Annotated in this window: 17 protein-coding genes; 10 read left to right on the top strand and 7 right to left on the bottom strand. The window is 60.3% G+C overall.

Annotated elements, in window-relative coordinates; all coding sequences use genetic code 11:
• Positions 1 to 30 precede the first annotated feature (30 nt).
• Positions 31 to 1,143, top strand: coding sequence for a calcium:cation antiporter (locus AC0JZ8_RS11965; RefSeq protein WP_471892582.1), 1,113 nt, complete (start codon positions 31 to 33; stop codon positions 1,141 to 1,143).
• Positions 1,144 to 1,267: 124 nt separating this feature from the next.
• Positions 1,268 to 2,488 carry a PQQ-dependent sugar dehydrogenase gene (locus AC0JZ8_RS11960; RefSeq protein WP_471892581.1) on the top strand — a complete coding sequence of 407 codons (1,221 nt, stop codon included), beginning with the start codon at positions 1,268 to 1,270 and terminating at the stop codon, positions 2,486 to 2,488.
• 134 nt (positions 2,489 to 2,622) lie between these two features.
• Here the strand turns inward: AC0JZ8_RS11960 and AC0JZ8_RS11955 are convergent, their stop codons facing one another.
• Positions 2,623 to 3,825, bottom strand: a complete 1,203-nt coding sequence (locus AC0JZ8_RS11955) for a pyridoxal phosphate-dependent aminotransferase (RefSeq protein ID WP_062455840.1) — start codon at positions 3,823 to 3,825, stop codon at positions 2,623 to 2,625.
• A gap of 220 nt (positions 3,826 to 4,045) precedes the next feature.
• On the opposite strand from AC0JZ8_RS11955, the gene AC0JZ8_RS11950 reads away from it, so the two are divergent.
• A complete protein-coding gene (locus tag AC0JZ8_RS11950) occupies positions 4,046 to 4,987 on the top strand; it encodes an EAL domain-containing protein (protein ID WP_471892580.1) in 942 nt (313 codons plus the stop codon).
• Positions 4,988 to 5,465: 478 nt separating this feature from the next.
• A complete protein-coding gene (locus tag AC0JZ8_RS11945; RefSeq protein WP_006725577.1) occupies positions 5,466 to 5,681 on the top strand; it encodes a cold-shock protein in 216 nt (71 codons plus the stop codon).
• Between the two features lie 78 nt (positions 5,682 to 5,759).
• Here the strand turns inward: AC0JZ8_RS11945 and AC0JZ8_RS11940 are convergent, their stop codons facing one another.
• Entirely contained in the window at positions 5,760 to 6,407 is a 648-nt protein-coding gene (locus tag AC0JZ8_RS11940) for an MBL fold metallo-hydrolase (protein WP_471892579.1), read from the bottom strand.
• A gap of 68 nt (positions 6,408 to 6,475) precedes the next feature.
• Complete coding sequence (locus tag AC0JZ8_RS11935; RefSeq protein WP_062455833.1) at positions 6,476 to 6,670, bottom strand: hypothetical protein; 195 nt, start codon at positions 6,668 to 6,670, stop codon at positions 6,476 to 6,478.
• A gap of 216 nt (positions 6,671 to 6,886) precedes the next feature.
• Between AC0JZ8_RS11935 and AC0JZ8_RS11930 the strand changes: the two genes are divergently transcribed.
• From AC0JZ8_RS11930 to AC0JZ8_RS11920, 3 genes are read left to right on the top strand one after another with little or no spacing between them, the layout of a single operon-like run.
• The gene (locus AC0JZ8_RS11930) at positions 6,887 to 7,411 is read left to right on the top strand and encodes a MarR family winged helix-turn-helix transcriptional regulator (RefSeq protein ID WP_062582974.1); all 525 of its coding nucleotides are present in this window, start codon (positions 6,887 to 6,889) and stop codon (positions 7,409 to 7,411) included.
• 13 nt (positions 7,412 to 7,424) lie between these two features.
• Positions 7,425 to 8,123, top strand: a complete 699-nt coding sequence (locus tag AC0JZ8_RS11925) for a response regulator (RefSeq protein ID WP_471892578.1) — start codon at positions 7,425 to 7,427, stop codon at positions 8,121 to 8,123.
• 39 nt (positions 8,124 to 8,162) lie between these two features.
• Entirely contained in the window at positions 8,163 to 9,542 is a 1,380-nt protein-coding gene (locus tag AC0JZ8_RS11920; RefSeq protein WP_430257366.1) for an ATP-binding protein, read from the top strand.
• A gap of 93 nt (positions 9,543 to 9,635) precedes the next feature.
• On the opposite strand, the gene AC0JZ8_RS11915 is transcribed toward AC0JZ8_RS11920, so the two are convergent.
• The 4 genes from AC0JZ8_RS11915 to AC0JZ8_RS11900 form a co-directional block, all read right to left on the bottom strand.
• On the bottom strand, positions 9,636 to 9,977 hold the full coding sequence (locus tag AC0JZ8_RS11915) for a tRNA-binding protein (protein WP_062455821.1): 342 nt from the start codon (positions 9,975 to 9,977) through the stop codon (positions 9,636 to 9,638).
• A gap of 6 nt (positions 9,978 to 9,983) precedes the next feature.
• On the bottom strand, positions 9,984 to 10,799 hold the full coding sequence (proC, locus tag AC0JZ8_RS11910; RefSeq protein ID WP_471892577.1) for a pyrroline-5-carboxylate reductase: 816 nt from the start codon (positions 10,797 to 10,799) through the stop codon (positions 9,984 to 9,986).
• The gene (locus AC0JZ8_RS11905; RefSeq protein WP_062455815.1) at positions 10,799 to 11,299 is read right to left on the bottom strand and encodes a type III secretion system chaperone family protein; all 501 of its coding nucleotides are present in this window, start codon (positions 11,297 to 11,299) and stop codon (positions 10,799 to 10,801) included. Before AC0JZ8_RS11905 ends, proC begins: the two co-directional genes overlap by 1 nt.
• A 538-nt stretch (positions 11,300 to 11,837) precedes the next feature.
• Positions 11,838 to 12,122: an accessory factor UbiK family protein gene (locus tag AC0JZ8_RS11900; protein ID WP_062582967.1), complete on the bottom strand. Its 285-nt coding sequence runs from the start codon at positions 12,120 to 12,122 to the stop codon at positions 11,838 to 11,840.
• Positions 12,123 to 12,356: 234 nt separating this feature from the next.
• On the opposite strand from AC0JZ8_RS11900, the gene lgt reads away from it, so the two are divergent.
• The 3 genes from lgt (at position 12,357) to pgeF (ending at position 15,217) form a co-directional block, all read left to right on the top strand.
• Positions 12,357 to 13,175: a prolipoprotein diacylglyceryl transferase gene (gene lgt / locus AC0JZ8_RS11895; protein WP_062457920.1), complete on the top strand. Its 819-nt coding sequence runs from the start codon at positions 12,357 to 12,359 to the stop codon at positions 13,173 to 13,175.
• 7 nt (positions 13,176 to 13,182) lie between these two features.
• The gene (locus tag AC0JZ8_RS11890; protein WP_062455810.1) at positions 13,183 to 14,298 is read left to right on the top strand and encodes a class I SAM-dependent methyltransferase; all 1,116 of its coding nucleotides are present in this window, start codon (positions 13,183 to 13,185) and stop codon (positions 14,296 to 14,298) included.
• A gap of 127 nt (positions 14,299 to 14,425) precedes the next feature.
• Positions 14,426 to 15,217, top strand: a complete 792-nt coding sequence (gene pgeF / locus AC0JZ8_RS11885) for a peptidoglycan editing factor PgeF (RefSeq protein ID WP_113110724.1) — start codon at positions 14,426 to 14,428, stop codon at positions 15,215 to 15,217.
• Positions 15,218 to 15,226: the final 9 nt, after the last annotated feature.

Raw genomic sequence — 15,226 nt, 5'->3', positions numbered from 1 at the left:
TTTCTCCGAGATCGTTTCCAGGAGCTTCCAGTGCAAATCGCGACCTACCTCCGGCAGGAGAAATTCCTGCTGATCGCCCTCGTTGTCGCCATTCTCGGCTTCTTCATCGAACACTCAATTCTGGAGGCCGGAAAGACGGTGTCGCTGATCGCAGCAGCGCTCTTCGTCGGCGTGATCGTGCTTGCATCGACACGTGTCGCGCATCATGCGGAGGTTTTGGCGCACAAGGTTGGCGACCCCTATGGCACGATGATCCTCACCCTGTCCGCGGTGGCGGTCGAGGTCCTGATCCTCGCCATCATGATGGGTTCGAATTCCTCACCGACGCTGGTGCGCGACACGATCTATTCGGCGGTGATGCTGGATATCAACGGCATTCTTGGCCTCGCGGCCCTGCTCGGTGGCCTGCGCCATGGCGAGCAACCCTATAACGACGATTTAAGCCGCACCTACACTGTCATGATCATGACGGCGGTAGGCATTTCGATGATCGTGCCGGAATTCGTACCGCGTGAAAGCTGGCACTACTATTCCGCCTTTACCATCTGCGCGATGATCGCGCTCTACGGCGTCTTTCTCAAGATGCAGGTCGGGCCGCACAGCTACTTCTTCAGCTACACCTATCCGCGGACCCAGAAGGCGGCAGCCGCCGGGACAGCGTCCGCGCCTCAGGAGGAGGCCGCCGAGGATTCCGCGGCCGTATCGATCGGCATAATTCTTCTGGGCGTTCTGATCATCGGCTTCCTGGCGGAATTCATGTCGGTCTTCATGGGCGAAGGCCTGGAAGGCTCCGGCGCGCCGATCGCGCTGACCGCTGTCGTTGTCGCCGCCATCTCCGCCGCGCCGGAAATCCTGACCGCCATGCGGGCGGCGCTCAAGAACCGCATGCAGTCCGTCGTCAACATCGCCATGGGCGCGTCGCTCTCGACGGTCATTCTCACCGTCCCGGTCATGGAAGGCATCGCGCTCTATACCGGCCAGCCCTTCATCATGGCGATGACGCCGGTCCAGACGGTGATGGTGGCAATCACGCTCGTGGTTGCGGCGATCAACCTCAACGACGGCCAGACCAACGCAATCGAGGGCATGACCCATTTTGTGCTGTTTGCGACCTTCATCATGCTGACGATGATCGGATTGTGACATCTGCAATAAAGAAGAGTTGAACACCCTGTGTTCGGTCTTCGGGACTGGCCGCCCTAGATGGGACAATGCCTGGCGAGCGATCGCCACTGAAAGGCATCAAGACAAAGTCCGGAGGTGACCCATGAAACGCACGAACATCTTCCTTGCAGGCACGGCCCTGGCTCTCGCACTGGTCGGCGCTCCCGCAATGGCGCAAACCGGTGGCAAACCGGTTGAAACAAGCGCTCCAAATGCGAAGGATCAAAAGCCTGCCTTCACCGGTCAGACCCGCGCAGCGCAGCCGGCGGAAATGCCTAAGATCACCACCGAAGTCGTTGCCGAAGGGCTTCCGCACATCTGGTCTATGGAATTTCTCCCCGATGGCCGCATGCTGGTGACCGCCAAGGAAGGCGCGATGCATATCATCAAGGACGGCAAGCCCGGCCCTGCGATCGAAGGCGTTCCAAAAGTCCTGTCCGCTAGCCAGGGCGGTCTTCTCGACGTGGCCCTCGCCCCGGATCACGAAACGTCCGGCATGATCTTCTTCTCCTTCTCCGAAGAGCGTGAAGACGGCAACGGCACATCCGTCGCCTCCGCCAAGCTCGTCGCCAACGACGATGGCGGCGGCAAGCTGGAAAACGTCAAGGTGATCTTCCAGCAGATGCCAAGCTATGACGGCAACAAGCATTTCGGCTCGCGCCTCACCTTTGGCAACAACAACGAGCTCTATGTCACGGTCGGCGAGCGGTCCGATCCGGAGCCGCGTGTCCAGGCACAGGATCTCAAAAGCGGTCTTGGAAAAGTCTTCCGCATCGACATGGACGGCAAGGCCCTGCCCGACAATCCATTCGTTGATCAGGCCGAAGCGCGACCGGAAATCTGGTCCTACGGCCACCGCAATCTCCAGTCAGCAGCGCTCGATGGCAACGGCCGCCTCTGGACGGTCGAACATGGCCCCAAGGGCGGCGACGAGTTGAACCGACCGGAAGCCGGCAAGAACTACGGCTGGCCGGAGGTTACCTACGGCGTCGAATATAGCGGCGGCAAGGTGGGCGACGGCATCACCGAGAAGGCTCAGACCGAACAGCCCGTCTATTACTGGGATCCGGTCATCGGCCCCTCCGGCATGGCCTTCTACGATGGCGATGCGATCCCCGAATGGAAGGGCGCATTCCTGGTCGGCGGCCTGGTAACCCAGGGCGTGGTGGTCCTGCATATGGATGGCGACAAGGTGAGTCACGAAGAACACGTTCCGCTCAAGGCCCGCATCCGCGACGTCAAGGTCGGCCCCGATGGCGCCGTCTACGCCGTCACCGAAACCCGCTCCGGCTCCTCGACGATCGTCAAGCTAACCAAGGCTTAAACGCAGGATCCTCGAAAAGGGGCTCGGTCGGGGCTATAGCCGTGGCCCGCCCCGACCTTCCCTCCACTGGACCACCACTCACGAAAAAGCCCGGCGCTTGGCCGGGCTCTCCCATCAAACTCGTGTCTCGAAACTTACTTGCAGGCTGCGCAGAAGCGCTGGATGCGCTTGCAGGCTTCTTCGAGAATGTCTTCCGACGTCGCGTAGGAAATGCGGAAGTTCGGGCCAAGACCGAAGGCCGATCCGTGAACCACGGCGACACCTTCCGATTCCAGGAGCTCGGACACGAAATCCTCGTCCGTTTCGATGACTTTGCCGGTCGGAGCCGTCTTGCCGATCAGGCCGGCGCAGGACGGATAGACGTAGAATGCGCCTTCAGGCTTCGGGCAAACAATGCCGGACGCCTGGTTGAGCATCGACACGACGAGATCGCGGCGGCCTTCGAAGATCGCCTTGTTCTTGGTCACGAAATCCTGCGGACCGTTGAGTGCCTCGACAGCCGCCCACTGCGCGATCGACGATGCGCCCGAGGTCTGCTGGCCCTGGATCATGTCCATCGCCTTGATCAGTTCGATCGGACCGGCCGCATAGCCGATGCGCCAGCCGGTCATCGCATAGGCTTTGGAAACGCCGTTCATTGTCAGCGTCCGGTCGTAGAGCTTCGGCTCCACTTCGACCGGCGTCGCGAACTTGAAGTCGCCGAAGGTCAGGTGCTCGTACATGTCGTCGGTCAGGATCCACACATGCGGATGCTTCAGCAGCACGTCGGTCAGCGACTTAAGTTCATCCGCGCTGTAGGCAGCGCCCGTCGGGTTCGACGGCGAGTTGAAGATGAACCACTTGGTCTTCGGCGTGATCACGCTTTCCAGCTCTTCGGCCGTCAGCTTGAAGTTGTTTTCCTGCTTGGTCGAAATCGTTACCGGCGTGCCGCCGCAGATCGAGACCATTTCCGGGTAGGAAACCCAGTAGGGTGCTGGGATGATCACTTCATCCCCTGCATTCATCGTCGCCATGAAGGCATTGAACAGAATCTGCTTTCCGCCGGTTCCGACGATGGTCTGCTCGACCTTGTAGTCGAGGTTGTTTTCACGCTTGAACTTGTCGACGATCGCCTTGCGCAGCTCTGGAATACCCGAAACCGGCGTGTACTTGGTTTCACCGCGGTTGATCGCGTCGATCGCCGCCTGCTTGACATTGTCAGGCGTGTCGAAGTCAGGCTCACCGGCACCGAGACCGATAATATCACGCCCTTTCGCCTTCAGTTCGCGAGCTTTCTGGGAAACAGCGATTGTCGCTGAAGGCTTTACACGGGAAAGGGCGTCGGCAAGAAAGGCCATGTCGTTTCGGTCCTGGGCTGATTGAACACTACGGCGGGGTGCGCTCATTCGCCGCCGAGCGGCCGCCTCAAGCTGTATGGAGAATGAACCGGCGCCTTTCAAGAAAAAAGCATGAATGAATGCCATCAATGTCGCTGATTAAAACCTTCGGACGCGTATTTACGACCGCGTAACCCGTCTCGCCTACAATCTGCAAAATTGCGCAGGAGACGGTACGGGTATGGCATCGAGAAGCATTTTCGCCAACCTGGTTCGCGGCGACGACGGGGCATGGTCGACCGCGTACGGGCCTTTCATTCTCAGATCCGCGCTTCAGCCCATTTTCAGAACGTCGAAACCCGGCAATCGGCTGGCCATCGAAGCCTTTGTCGGGCTCGTGCGCGCCTATCGTGGCGAAGATCCCGTTCCCCCGCACGAATTCTTCAGCCTCGTTGATCCCGCCGAAGTTGCCGACATCGACAGCATGGTCCGGACGATCCATATTCTCAACACCGGCCGGCTCGACAGACGCCAGGCGAAGATCTTCGTCAAGTTCCAGCCGGGTCTGGTGCGCACGCCCGAAGACATGCGCCACGAAGTCGAACGCATCAAACTTGCGAGCCACGAAGCCGGACTTGCCGTCAACCGGATCGTCTGCGAAATCCGCCAGACCGCCGAGACCAACGCCGCCGTCATCGCCGACTTCACCAGCCACATGCGCGCCATCGGCTTCCAGGTGGCGATCGATGATTACGGTGCGGGCGAGTCCGATCTGGCGCTCCTCAAGCGGGTGAAGCCTGACTACGTCAAATTCGAACCCGGCTGGGTCCGCGACTTTCTCGACAATCCGGCAGGAGCAGCACTCCTGCGCGTCGTCCTGCAGCAGATGCTGGATGACGGGATCGAGCCGATCATCGAAGGACTGGAGGAAATGTGGCAGGTGGAGGTGTGCGAGGAATTCGGCGCGTCTCTCGTGCAGGGATATGCACTCGCACGGCCTGAACTCGCCCCGACCACGTTCGACAGGACATTCCCGGAACACGGCCTGCCGCGCATCGGCGGCGACCTCGACATGAGCCCCTCGCCTGCATCCGCCATTCGCGTCTCTGCCGCCGCCCCGTTTCCGTCGGCCACCCCTCTCAAGCGGATGAAAACCTTCGGCCGCAGACATCAGGGCAGCTAGCCGTCCGCACCTTCACCGGTTCGCAGTGGGACTTCCCGCAGAGAGTGTAGACGTTGGGAAACGGCTACAAACATGACGCGAACACGCATAGAGCCGATCGGGCGAAGCATCGCCAGCGATCCGTTGCCCATCCAACTTCCTTCGGACCATGCGCAAAGCCCGCATTTTCAGCGCTTTTGGACAAATGAGGCAGGCCGGAACGGGCTTGCCTTTCAAAAAACTTTTTCTTGCCAATTTTCGATAAACACAGCACTCTGTCCATGTTCGGGCAATTTACGAGCATGGGAAGACCTATAATGACGCGCTCCGAAGGCGCCAAGACTTCGGGCGGGAACTGGGGGCTTGGTTTTATACCTTATCTGCCAGTCGCCGCGGTAAACACAGGGACCCTTTCTTAAAGCTGCCTGCCGCCGCCCGTGAGGGCACACTCTGATGCTGTCCGCCGCTGAACACGGACAGAAGGAAAAGGACCTGCTGCATGGCCGAGACTGGCACTGTGAAATTCTTCAATACGGACAAGGGATTCGGCTTTATTAAACCAGACAACGGTGGCGCCGATATCTTCGTTCATATCTCCGCCGTACAGGCTTCCGGCCTGTCCGGGCTGACTGAAAACCAGAAAGTAAGCTTCGACACGGAACCGGATCGTCGCGGAAAAGGCCCCAAGGCCGTCAATCTGCAGATCTCCGGTTGAGCTTTAAAAGCTCGCTCATTCCAGTTGGAGCCCGGCAGTGATGCCGGGTTTTTTTATGCCCGTGATACCGGCTGCCGGTTACAGGCCCTTCAGGAATGGATTGCTGCGGCGCTCGTCGCCGATCCGGCTTCCCGGTCCGTGACCGCAGAGAAAACCTATCTCGTCTCCCAGCGGCAGAACCTTGGTGCGGATCGAGTCCAGCAGGGTCGCGTGATCGCCTCCGGGTAGGTCGGTCCGTCCGACCGATCCGGCAAACAGGACGTCACCAAGATGTGCGAAGGCATGGTCTCTGTTGTAGAATATGATGTGACCGGGCGAATGTCCCGGACAATGAAAAACCTCGAACACATGCTCGCCGAACGAGACTGTTTCGCCTTCGTCAAGAAACCGATCAGGCACAACGTTGCGGACGTCGCCGTCGACACCGAACATCTGAGCCTGCTTTTCAAGATTTTCGAGAAGGGGAAGATCGTCGCGGTGGGGTCCGACGGCAGGAATGCCGAGCACCTCGCGAAGTTCATCGGCACCTCCGGCATGATCGATATGCCCGTGGGTCAGCCAGATCTCGGAAAGGGTAATGCCACTTTTGCGCACGAGGTCCAGAATAACCCCGATGTCACCGCCTGGGTCGACGATGACGCCTGTCTTTGTATCGTCGTCAAAGAAGACGGTACAGTTTTGTTGAAATGGCGTCACCGGAATGACGCTTGCCTGCAATCGACCCATAATGCCTGTCCTGCCCTGAACGTTGTCGTTCTTCATAGCCGGAAGGCTTGCCGATGACAGCCTCAAAATCAGTTGATAGCGGCGGCCAGATACGTGCCTTCGGCAGCAACCGGCGGGGCCAGCGATACAGTCGCCAGCAGAAATGCCGAGACGACGACTTTCAGCGCAATCACAGTGATGAAGACCGGGCGCAGCGGATGAGCTTCGGCCTTGGTCTGGTTAAGCTCGATCGGCGGCATTGCGGAATAAGTGTGCGCGTTCATTGAATAATCTCCAGTCGTTCGCTGGGAATAATGGCGCTTGGGGATAAAGGTTCCGCCGGACAAGTCATGCGCGCAAAAGAAAGTGCGTGTTCTCCCTGAAAGCAACACAACCGGTCGAATTTTGACCGCCAGAGCGATTTATCACGGGCGACAGCGCAAAAGGATTACGTTAAACAGCTTCACACGATGAAAACGTAGCGAGCGAAAGGAAACGGCGTGCCGCCTGCAGCGACGGGAAAAGCCGTCAAGAAAGTCCCGCCACAGATGCCCGTGGTCGACGAGGGCCAGATCGATTTCGAAGCGATCGAGCTGTTCTTCTTTGCCTATCGCGACTTCGTGTCCGATCCGGACGCTATCCTGGCGAAGATCGGCATGGGGCGCGCCCACCATCGGGTTGTCTATTTCGTCTGCCGCCAGCCGGGGATGATGGTGACGGATCTTCTTGATCTGCTGCAGATCACCAAGCAGAGCCTCGCCCGCGTCCTGAAGCAGTTGATCGAGACTGGCTATATCCGGCAGATGGCCGGGGCCAAGGATCGCAGACAGCGCCGCCTCTATCCGACCCTTGCCGGCCGCGAACTGGCGCTGGCCCTGTGCGAGCCGCAATCCAAGCGTATCGCACGCGCCATGGAAGACTTCACCCCCGGGATGCGGGAAAGCGTAACCCTTTTCCTTCAACGGATGCGTGGACGTGACCCGAACCTCGTGATTTCTGATATCGACATCAGTCAGGATATCTGACCGGGACAGACAGATGACCAATACACTGCTTTTGGACGACGCCCCTCACCTTCTCGTTGTCGACGACGACACCCGCATCCGCGATCTCCTCAACCGCTATCTGGTGGAGCAGGGTTTCCGTATCACGGTCGCGGGAGATGCCGCCGAAGCGCGGCGCAAGTTGGAAGGACTGCATTTCGACCTCATCATTCTCGACGTGATGATGCCGGGCGAAACAGGCCTGTCGCTCACCCAGTCGCTTTATGAAAAGAAGACCACCCCGGTCATCCTGCTGACGGCACGGGTCGAGGCGGAGTCGCGCATCGCCGGTCTCGAGGCAGGTGCCGACGATTACCTGTCGAAACCCTTCGATCCGCGCGAACTGGTCCTGCGCATCAACAACATCCTGCGCCGCAGCAGCTCGGCCGATGCACCGAAGATCGAGCAGATCATGTTTGGTCCGTTCACCTTCTCGATCCCGCGCAAGGAACTGCGCAAGGCTGCCGAGACGATCCGCCTGACCGACCGCGAACAGGAAATCATGATGCTGTTTGCCTTGCGCGCCGGCGAAACGATCCCCCGCCACGAACTGATCGGGGACGATACGGATGTCGGCGAGCGCACAATCGACGTGCAGATCAACCGGCTGCGTCGTAAGATCGAAGAAGACCCCGCCAACCCGGTCTATCTCCAGACCGTGCGTGGCATCGGGTACAGGCTGAGTATCGACTGATGCACAAGAGACCGACGACAGGACGATAACGGGCGGCGAATGGCAATTTTCAACACGCTGAAGCGAGAGACCAGCCGGTTGACCCTCCCCGGTTGGCGTCCGTTCACGCGCTGGCTGCGTCGCTGGCTGCCGACGGGCCTCTACACCCGTTCGCTGCTGATCGTCATTCTCCCCATGCTCCTGCTGCAGACAGTCGTCGCCGCGGTGTTCATGGAACGCCACTGGCGCATGGTCACGGAGCGCCTGTCTGAAGGCACCGTTCGCGACATCGCCGCCATTATCGAGATCATCCGCAGTTATCCGCAGGACAGCAACTACAACGAAGTCAGCCGTATCGCCGACAGCTCTCTCGGCCTGACGATTGCAATCGAGGAGAACGGCCAGCTCCCGCCGCCCCGCCAGCGCCCCTTCTTCGCGATCCTCGACAACATCCTTGCCGAACAGTTGAGCAGTCAGATCCGCATGCCGTTCTGGATCGATACGGTAGGCGACAGTCGGCTCGTCGAGATCCGCGTGAAAATGGACGAACGGGTGCTGCGGGTGTTTGCCAGACGCGGCTCTACCTACGCGTCCAACACCCACATCTTCCTGATCTGGATGATCGGCACCGCCTTCGTGCTGGTGGTGATTTCGATCCTGTTCCTGCGCGGCCAGATCCGCCCGATTCTGAGACTTGCCCAGGCGGCGGAAAGTTTCGGCAAGGGACAAAAGACCGAAGGCTTTTCGCCGCGCGGCGCAGACGAGGTAAGGCGCGCAGGCCTTGCCTTCATCCAGATGCGCGAACGGCTCGAACGGCAGATGGAGCAGCGCACCGCGATGCTGGCCGGCATCAGCCACGACCTGCGCACCATCCTCACCCGATTCAAGCTGCAGCTGGCACTTGCCGGCAACAAGCCTGAGCTCGCCGGCATGGAACAGGATGTCGAAGACATGCAGTCCATGCTGGAGGGCTATCTGGCATTTGCCAAGGGCGAGGCCGAGGAGGATTTCGGTACGCTCTATCTCAGCGAGCTTCTCGAGAAATTCCGCGTAAGTTTCAGCCTGCACGGCCAGATCCTCACCTACCACATCGAAGGCGATGACGAGATCGCTGTGAGGCCCAACGCCTTCAACCGCCTGCTTGGAAACCTCGTCTCGAACAGCCAGCGCTACGCAGACAACCTGCATATCGATGCGCGCCACAGCGCCAAGTGGCTGACATTGACCCTCGATGACGACGGCCCGGGCGTTCCTGCGCAATCCCGCGAGGACGTGTTCAAGCCATTCCACAGGCTCGACGAGGCCCGCAATCTCGATGCGTCCGGAACCGGCCTCGGCCTCGCGATCGCCCGCGACATCGCCCGCTCGCATGGCGGCAATGTCACGCTGGACGACAGTCCGAGCGGTGGGTTGAGGGCAATCGTTCGCGTTCCGGCCTGAGCGAAGGCCCGGCAGTCAAAGAGCTCACGTGAGAGTTGGGGAGACTGTTGGCGAAACGGCTAAGGTGTCCGGTGAGGACGCCCTCGCGCCTGATCACATCATCTTCTTGCCGTTTGGAACGCCCTGCTCGACGGCAGCCAGAACGATCGCGCCGTTCTCGTCTTCAAAGCCAAGCGTCAGCACTTCGGAACGGACCGGCCCGATCTGGCGCGGCGGAAAATTGACGACGCCCAGCACCTGGCGTCCGAGCAGCGTTTCAGGCGTATAGTGGACGGTAATCTGCGCCGACGATTTCTTGACGCCGATCTCAGGCCCGAAATCGATCTTCAGCTTGAAGGCCGGCTTGCGGGCTTCCGGAAACGGCTCGACCTCGACGATCGTGCCAACCCGGATATCGACCTTCTCGAAGTCGGCAAAGCTTATCTCGTCAGACATGGCTGCTCAGCGTCCCAGTTCTTCCGCGCGGCTCCGCGCTGCCTCGATTGCCTTGTCGAACAGCGGCTGCATCCCATCGTCTGCCATTAGCACGGAGAGGGCAGCAGCCGTGGTGCCGCCCGGAGACGTCACGTTCTGGCGAAGCCGCGAGGCATCCTCCGTCGATTGATGCAGAAGTTCTCCCGCACCCGACACGGTTTCGCGCGCAAGCCGCATCGCAAGATCGGCAGGAAGACCGGCTTTGCGCCCGGCCTCCGCCATGCATTCGACCAGATAGAAGACATAGGCCGGGCCACTGCCGGAAACGGCGGTGACGGCATCGATATCCGCCTCGCTCGAAACCCATTCCACCGGACCGCTGACCTTTAAAAGCGCATGCACCGCATCGCGCTGGGCGGCCGACACCTTGTCGTTGGCATAGGCACCGGTCACGCCGCGGCCGATCATGGCCGGCGTGTTCGGCATGGCGCGCACCATTGCACCGTCCCCGAGATGGCTCTGCATGGAGGACAGCGTCTTGCCGGCTGCGACCGAGACGACGACTGTCGAAGCGCCGACCACAGGCTTCAGCGGCGGCAGAACGGCATCCATCAGCTGCGGCTTGACCGCGAGAAACAGGATATCTGCCGACGCACCGTCTGGAAGTGCCGTAACATGCGTCGCGCCGGCGTCGGACATCATCGCTCTCATCCCCTCGGACGGCGATGGGTCAACGACGGTGACGGAAGCGGCGGGAACGCCGTTCTTCAACCAGCCGGAAAGCATGGCGCCGCCCATATTGCCGGCACCGACGAGAACGATCGAACCCAGCTGCAACGCCATCAAGCCTCGCCGACCGTCTCGAACAGGACGCAATCCATGGCAGCCTTGGCTTCCATGCCGGACCAGACCACGAACTGGAACGCCTGATAATAGGCCTCGCAGGCATCAAGCGCGCTGGAAAACAGAACCTCGACCTGCTGGTTCGTGGGCTCGGCACCGCCGGCCAGCAGAAGCGACTGGCGGAAGATCACCACGTCTTCCTGACGCCACAGGTCGAAATGCCCCATCAGCGTCTGACCATTCACGTAGGACAGAAGCCGGATGACCTCGTTCACGCGGATATCGGGGATCTTTAGATCGAAGGCACAGGCGAGATGCAGCGCCTCGAACTCCTCCATCCAGGAGAAGGACACGTGGTAGTCCGTCCACCGACCCTCCACGGTCATGGCGATCTCGTCTTCGCCGGACCGTTCGAATGTCCAATCGTTGGAAGCTGCGACGAACTCGATCATGTCCACCGGGTTCGACTGACGCTCAACGTTCAATTCCATGAGGCTCATGCGGCACCTTTTTGACCGGAATGATTGCGAATTCGAGCGGAACGCGCCAACACTTAACCGGAACTACATTTCGATGATCGCTCGTCGCCGCCAGAATAACTGAGTTACCCTGTCTGGAGCTTACCTTCAGCCTCGTCGGTAACCTGTCGGTCACCACCGGAAGCTCACCGGCTCGTTTCGAATCATCGTGTAAAATCAGTGTAGCTAGACGGAGTCCGGCTGCCATCCCCTGAATGCCGATTTCCGTGGATTGAACCCCGAAACCGGTTCGCGCATGAGATCAGAACGGATGGTTAAATGACTCTGGACGCTGGCTTTTTTAAGAGTGTCCACAGGGCTTAATTTTTTGTAAATTCATGGGGATTTGGCGAGGCAAAACAGACGCCTGACTGTGCCGATTAGACGCGATGACGCTCAATCGCGAATAGGCTGGGAAAGATCGCCGCGCAGGCTTTTGGCGCTGGACTTTGACGGCGATCTCAAACGGAGATTGCGAATCCCCTGAGGGGCCACAGTTTATGGCCCGATCTGAAGTGGCCTACTGACCTGAATGGCCCTGATCATGGCTCTGGCTCTGGCCGAATTTTGCCTCCAGCGCATCGAGACGGGCCTTTAGCGCAACATTCTCGTCGCGGGCGCGGGCAGCCATCTCGCGAACGGCTTCGAATTCCTCCCGCTTGACCAGATCCATGTTGTTAAGGAACCGTTCCGCCTGGGCATGGAAAGCCGTCTCCACTTCCTTGCGCACACCCTGTGCAGCGCCGGCAGCGTCCGTCATCAGCCGTGCGAAATCGTCGAATATGCGGTTCGTTCCGGTCGACATAAGGTTCCGTCTCCTTGCCATCGGCAGCGATATCGGCCCGATATCGGCCTGTGTTTGTCCTATGGGATCTGAAGTAGGGCTTGGGTCGCCGCGTTGCAAGCGTCATCCACTGTTGCGCGCGTCTCAGAATGAGATTCATCTTGACCGGCGATGTCCCCAAGTCCATCTTTTCACACGACTGTGAGTAAGCGAGACACCTGTAATTTGTACGAAGCGCTTCATTTTTTTGCTCTCATGCCATTTCCCGAGATAAATCCGGTCGCGTTCTCCTTGGGGCCGCTTGCGGTACACTGGTATGGCCTTGCCTATGTTGCCGGTATCATGCTGGGCTGGCTTTACGCCCGCAAGCTGACCGCAAACGCGTCACTGTGGCCCAACGGTCAGGCCCCGATGACCGCGGTCCATCTCGACGACTTCCTCGTCTGGATCGCGGCAGGCGTCGTGCTCGGCGGCCGCATCGGCTACATCCTGTTTTACGATCTCGGCCCGATCCTGGAAAACCCGATCCGCGCGATCGAGATCTGGAACGGCGGCATGTCCTTCCACGGCGGTTTCCTCGGCGCGACGATCGCGATGATCGTGTTTGCCCGCCGCCATGCCATTCCCGTCTGGAGCATGTTCGACATCGTCGCCGCCGTCGTGCCGTTCGGCCTGCTGTTCGGCCGCATTGCGAACTTCGTCAACGGCGAACTCTGGGGACGGTTGAGCGATGCACCATGGGCTGTCGTCTTCCCGACCGGTGGCCCGTTCGCCCGCCATCCGAGCCAACTCTATGAAGCAGGCCTGGAAGGCATCATCCTGCTTCTGGTGCTGGCACTCCTGATCTATCGTTTCAAGGCCCTTCGTGTACCCGGCACCATCTGCGGCGCGTTCGTCCTCGGCTACGGGCTCTGCCGAATTTTTGTCGAGTTCTTCCGCGAACCGGATGTGCAGCTCGGCTATTTGCTCGGCACCAATTGGCTAACGATGGGCATGGTGCTATCACTACCGATGGTTGCTGTTGGCATCTGGGCGATCACGCGGGCTCGCGTCGCCTCCGCGGCGAAAGTGTGAGGCACCCGTGAACAGCCCAGAAGTAACCACGCCCCTTGCCGAAAAGATCAAGACGCTGATCCGCGCCAGCGGACCGATCAGCGTCACCGACTATTTCGCGCTCTGCCTCGCCGATCCGGAATTCGGCTACTACCGCACCCGCGAACCTTTCGGCCGGCATGGTGATTTCGTCACCGCGCCGGAGATCAGCCAACTGTTCGGCGAAATGGTCGGCATCTTCATGGTCCATGCCTGGCAGCGCCAGGGTAGCCCGGGCGATGTGCGCCTGGTCGAGATCGGTCCCGGCCGCGGCACGATGATGTCCGACATGCTGCGCGTCATCCAGCGCATCGCACCATCCCTGATGGACGGCCTGCGTGTCCATCTGGTGGAAACCAGCGAACGCCTTCGCGGCGTTCAGCGCGTGACGCTCGAGGCCTATTCGACCAAGATTTCCTGGCACGACAGTTTCGAAGACGTGCCGGAAGGGTTCACCCTGATCGCCGCCAACGAACTGTTCGACGCGATCCCGATCCGCCAGTTCGTGCGGACCCCGACCGGTTTTCGCGAAAGGCTCGTAGGCCTCGGCCCGGAGGACGAGCTGTCCTTCGTCGCCGGCATCGCCACGCTCGATCCGGTCCTCCTGCCGGCCCCCGTCGCTTCCATCCCGGAAGGCACGATCTTCGAATTCGCCCCTGCCCGCCAGGCCGTCATGCAGACGCTCTGCGAAAGGCTAAGGCATTTCGGCGGCAGTGCGCTCGTCATCGACTACGGCCATATGGTCACCAGTTTCGGCGATACGCTGCAGGCCGTAAAGAACCACGACTATGACCCGCCGCTTGCCAGCCCCGGCGAGGCAGATCTGACCAGCCATGTCGATTTCGAAGATCTCGCCAAGGTCGCCTTGGCGTCCGGCATTCATCTGAACGGCGGCCTCCATCAGGGCGAGTTCCTCTATGGCCTCGGCCTTGCCGAACGGGCTTCAGCCCTTGCGCGCGACAAGGAACCGTCCGAACAGCGGCTGATTGCTGCCGCGGTCGATCGTCTTGCCGGCGAAGGTGCGGGCAAGATGGGCGAGCTTTTCAAGGTCATCGCCGTCTCGGGCTCCGCGGTCAATCTGATGCCCTTCCGTCCGGTCGACTGAAAGAGCACGTCCGGGCGGATTGACACACGCTATCGGCTTGCGCCAATCTCGCGCCCAATCGAAGCAGCGAGTGCCGCCGACGGTGCATCACGCAAAAACCAACAAAATCAGCAGGGTGGATAAACCGATGCCGGAGAACGCCTCGCCGACGCCGATCGAAAGCGCAGTCTTGAACGCAGCAGCCGGCGCCAAAATCCGCCACGGCTTCTTCACGCGAAAGGGCGGCGTGTCGGACGGAATCTACGCCGGTCTCAATGTCGGTGTCGGGTCGAAAGACGATCAGACGCTCGTTCTCGAAAACCGCCGGCGGGTTGCGGCCTGGTTCGATCTGCCGCTCGAAAAGCTCGCAACCGTCCATCAGGTCCATTCGCCTGATGTGGTCGTGGTCGATGCCGCCTATTCAGGCGAGCGCCCGCAGGTCGATGCGATGGTCGCGGCCACGCCGGGCGTCGTGATCGGCGTCCTGTCTGCCGATTGCGGCCCCATCCTGTTTGCCGATGGCGACAATGGCGTGATCGGCGCGGCTCACGCCGGCTGGAAGGGCGCGCTGACAGGCGTGCTCGAAAACACGATCGACGCGATGGTGTCGCTCGGCGCTGAAAGGGAAAAGATCGTGGCCGTTCTCGGACCCTCGATCGGCCCTGACAGCTACGAGGTCGGCCCGGAATTCGTGGAACGCTTCCTCGGCGTGAACCCCGAATACGCAGCCTTCTTCACACCGTCTCCAAAGCCACAGCATTCTATGTTCGATCTGCCCGCTCTCACCATGTCGCGGCTGAAGGCGGCAGGCGTCACCGCTGAGAACCTCGGCCTCGACACCTACCCGGATCGGGAACGCTTCTTTTCCTATCGCCGCACGACGCATGACCAAGAGCCGGATTACGGCCGCCAGATTTCAGCCATCGCGCTTCAGCAATAAAAGTTCGGG

Source organism: Velazquezella soli, from assembly GCF_977018685.1.
The sequence above is the reverse complement of the archived record's forward strand: the minus strand, read 5'-3'. Positions and strand labels throughout refer to the sequence as shown.

Bases quoted from the DNA above. Each gene is read 5' to 3' on its own strand.
- AC0JZ8_RS11960 (WP_471892581.1), top strand. From the start codon at position 1,268: ATGAAACGCACGAACATCTTCCTTGCAGGCACGGCCCTGGCTCTCGCA.
- AC0JZ8_RS11955 (WP_062455840.1), bottom strand. From the start codon at position 3,825: ATGGCCTTTCTTGCCGACGCCCTTTCCCGTGTAAAGCCTTCAGCGACA.
- AC0JZ8_RS11950 (WP_471892580.1), top strand. From the start codon at position 4,046: ATGGCATCGAGAAGCATTTTCGCCAACCTGGTTCGCGGCGACGACGGG.
- AC0JZ8_RS11945 (WP_006725577.1), top strand. From the start codon at position 5,466: ATGGCCGAGACTGGCACTGTGAAATTCTTCAATACGGACAAGGGATTC.
- AC0JZ8_RS11940 (WP_471892579.1), bottom strand. From the start codon at position 6,407: ATGGGTCGATTGCAGGCAAGCGTCATTCCGGTGACGCCATTTCAACAA.
- AC0JZ8_RS11935 (WP_062455833.1), bottom strand. From the start codon at position 6,670: ATGAACGCGCACACTTATTCCGCAATGCCGCCGATCGAGCTTAACCAG.
- AC0JZ8_RS11925 (WP_471892578.1), top strand. From the start codon at position 7,425: ATGACCAATACACTGCTTTTGGACGACGCCCCTCACCTTCTCGTTGTC.
- AC0JZ8_RS11920 (WP_430257366.1), top strand. From the start codon at position 8,163: ATGGCAATTTTCAACACGCTGAAGCGAGAGACCAGCCGGTTGACCCTC.
- AC0JZ8_RS11915 (WP_062455821.1), bottom strand. From the start codon at position 9,977: ATGTCTGACGAGATAAGCTTTGCCGACTTCGAGAAGGTCGATATCCGG.
- proC (WP_471892577.1), bottom strand. From the start codon at position 10,799: ATGGCGTTGCAGCTGGGTTCGATCGTTCTCGTCGGTGCCGGCAATATG.
- AC0JZ8_RS11905 (WP_062455815.1), bottom strand. From the start codon at position 11,299: ATGAGCCTCATGGAATTGAACGTTGAGCGTCAGTCGAACCCGGTGGAC.
- AC0JZ8_RS11900 (WP_062582967.1), bottom strand. From the start codon at position 12,122: ATGTCGACCGGAACGAACCGCATATTCGACGATTTCGCACGGCTGATG.
- lgt (WP_062457920.1), top strand. From the start codon at position 12,357: ATGCCATTTCCCGAGATAAATCCGGTCGCGTTCTCCTTGGGGCCGCTT.
- pgeF (WP_113110724.1), top strand. From the start codon at position 14,426: ATGCCGGAGAACGCCTCGCCGACGCCGATCGAAAGCGCAGTCTTGAAC.